The organism is uncultured Proteiniphilum sp. (genome assembly GCF_937873925.1).
In the GTDB taxonomy this organism is placed as follows: domain Bacteria; phylum Bacteroidota; class Bacteroidia; order Bacteroidales; family Dysgonomonadaceae; genus Proteiniphilum.
Map to the genome: position 1 here is coordinate 1 of NZ_CALNAT010000069.1, position 3,286 is coordinate 3,286.

The 3,286-nt window shown below is 43.4% G+C and carries 2 protein-coding genes; both read left to right on the top strand.

The window, feature by feature from the left end; all coding sequences use genetic code 11:
• Positions 1 to 986: sulfatase-like hydrolase/transferase (locus tag Q0502_RS04640; protein ID WP_298647743.1), on the top strand; the 986-nt coding region annotated here is incomplete at its 5' end.
• A gap of 557 nt (positions 987 to 1,543) precedes the next feature.
• Positions 1,544 to 3,286 (top strand): SusC/RagA family TonB-linked outer membrane protein (locus tag Q0502_RS04645; protein WP_298647745.1); only part of this gene is annotated, 1,743 nt, incomplete at its 3' end.

The window sequence follows — 3,286 nt, forward strand, 5'->3', positions numbered from 1 at the left end:
AACAGAATGGCTATGCTACGGCCCATTTCGGGAAATGGCATATGGGGGGCGGACGTGATGTGGATAATGCTCCATCTATTTATAATTACGGTTTCGATGAATATGCATCGACATGGGAAAGCCCCGACCCTGATAAACTCATAACGGCATCGGACTGGATATGGAGTGATCAGGACAGTATCAAACGATGGAACCGGACTGCCTACTTTGTGGATAAAACCCTTGATTTCATCCGTAGAAATCAGGATAAACCCTGTTTTATCAATTTATGGCCCGATGATGTACATACCCCCTTTGTCCCCAACCCGGAGGATATGGAAACGAAGAGAGAGGATTGGGAAAAGCGTGAAGCATTCAGGTTTGTTTTGAAAGATCTCGATGATCAAATGGGCCGGTTAATAGAAGGATTAAAGTCATTGGGTGCAGATGACAATACCCTGGTCATATTCACCAGTGATAACGGACCTAACCCCAGTTACGGTATTGAACGGACAAAAGGGTTGAGGGGTAAAAAAGGGACTTTGTATGAAGGCGGGATCCGGATGCCTTTTATTGTACGTTGGCCGTCGGTGATTACCCCGGGTCAGATTAACGAAAATGCGATTCTGGGTTCAGTGGATATATTTCCAACCCTTTGTAGTATAACAGGTTCTCCAATTCCTTCTGAGTTCCGGTTAGATGGGGAGGATCGGAGTGATGTAATTCTGAGAAACAAGAATGTGGAAAGAAGCGCTCCCCTGTTCTGGGAATTTTCAAGTAGAAAACAAAATGCCCCCGATAATACCCCGATGCCTCAGGTAGCTGTTCGCTGGAAAGAATGGAAATTATTGGTGTTCATTGACGGCTCCCAGGTTGAATTATATAATATGAAAAATGATCGGGAAGAAAAAGAAAATGTGGCCCAACAGAATAAATGGGTAACCGACAAGCTCACATTTGAAGCATTAAGGTGGTTCAATCAATCATTCAGAGAGTTTGCAAAATGAGGAAGAGTTGGAATGGACTGGAGATAAGCTTCCCCCTATGATTGGTAAACAGGATTGTCGGGGAATCGTGTGTTATGTAAGATTGCTTAAATTTTAATTAAATAGGTGAAAAATAAGCAGATAAGTAATATGAGAATAATTTGATAAATATTTATTATTTTTTGAGATAAAAATGATATCCCTTGCGGGTTAAAATCAGTTACTTTGAACCAAAATATTGTGAAGGAAATACAATCTGCCATAATCAATAGAGGGAAAGTTCTTATAATTCTAATTGTAATGCATTGAATATCAGAAATAATACGTAATCCGTCTTGTTTTATAACTTACTGATTATAAATATAATAATTAAAATATTTAACGGACTGTTGATATAGAAAATAAGAAATTGCCTTACATACACAATAGTAATAATTCTTGTTAACGAACAAGCGTATTAATTTAAAACTATACTTTAAGAAATTAAAAAATGATAACAATTACGTTAAAGATCAAAGGAATGGAGAACTTCTTTATTAACAAATTAACCGCAACGTCTTTTAAAAGTGGACTCAAGAATGAAAAGTAGAATCTTATTTAAATTTTGGAAAGGATTATTGCCCGTCTGTCTATGGGTATTTTCCTTGGGAATGTTTGCTCAGAGTATAGCTGTGAGCGGAACTGTGAGAGACGAAAGAGGAGAACCCCTCATCGGGGTTACACTCCAGATCAAGGGAACTTCAGCCGGTACGGTTACTGATATCAATGGCCGGTTTTCACTGGCGAGCGTACCGTCAAATTCAGTGCTGATATTCTCTTATATAGGGTTCGTAACACAGGAGATTGCTGTCGCCAACCGAAAGGTTGTTGATGTGGTCCTGTCTGAAAACGAAACCCTGCTGGAAGAAGTGGTAGTAGTGGGGTATGGGGTCCAGACAAAGGAAAGTGCAGTGGCTGCTATCTCGCAGGTAAAGGGCGATGATATGCTGAAGATGACCTCCTCCAATGTTACCAATGCCTTGGCAGGACAGGTGCCGGGCGTGAGCATTGTGCAAAATTCGGGTCAGCCCGGAGCGGAAGCCGGAAAAATATATATTCGCGGTATATCCTCCTGGGTGCAGAGCGACCCGTTGGTGTTGGTAGATGGGGTTGAACGGGATTTCAATAATATCGATCCAAATGAAATAGAAACGCTTTCGGTATTGAAAGACGCCTCCGCGACCGCGGTCTTCGGAGTGAGAGGAGCCAACGGCGTGATCCTGATCACCACTAAACGTGGTTCTAAGGGCGAGGTTAAGGTGAGTGCAAGTGCCGAAGTAATCGCCAAGCAGCCCATCAATGTCATTGCACCGATGAGCAGTTATACCACAGCATTGGTAATGAACGAAGCCTATAAAAACGACAACAATTGGGGAAACCTGCTTTCGAACGAAATAATAGAACATTACCGCACAGGGGACATGCCTTATATCTATCCTAACACCAATTGGCAGGAACTGATGCTGAAGGATGTTGGATTTTCCAATAAATATAATGTAAATATCTCGGGCGGAACGGATTTTGCAAGGGTTTTCGCATCAATAAGTTACCTTTATGATGATGATATTATCAAGACGCAAAAACAACCTGCTTACGATCCCACCTGGAAATTCAACCGGTATAACTATCGTTTCAATATTGATACGGACCTGACGAAATCCACGTTACTTTCGTTGGATGCGGGAGGTTTTATAGGCATTACGAACAGCCCTTATGAAACCAGCAATCAGCGTTTGTACAGACCTATCTACATGTTAGGCCCGATGGTGTCACCGGCAGGTTATCCCGCGGAGGTATTGGAAGATTATCCCGATTTTGCCCGTCCTGATGAAACGGGCTACAGGATAGCCGGAACAGGTTTCCCTAATTCTGAGAACCCATTGGTAGCCAATAATTACAGCGGGCAACGTACCGTGAAGCGGACAGACCTGAACGCGACTATTAACCTGAAACAGAAGTTCGACTTCATTACCCCAGGGCTTTCGGCAAATGCAAAAGTAGCTTACACACACAATATGGCCTACGTAAGGGAATGGTCGTATGACGCGATTACCTGGCATCTGAATCCGGACGGAACGTGGACGCGCTACAAAGGACGCGGAGGCACTATTGATGCGGAAGAGGCCGCCACGCCGGTCAATTATGTGGGTGAATCCGTGAACGGTACCCCCTTCAGAAGCTGGTACTTTGAGGCGTCGGTTGACTATGCGCGCACTTTCGGTAAGCACTCCGTGACAGGGCTGGTGTTGGGACAGCGCCGAAAAAGACAGGGCAATGTGGAG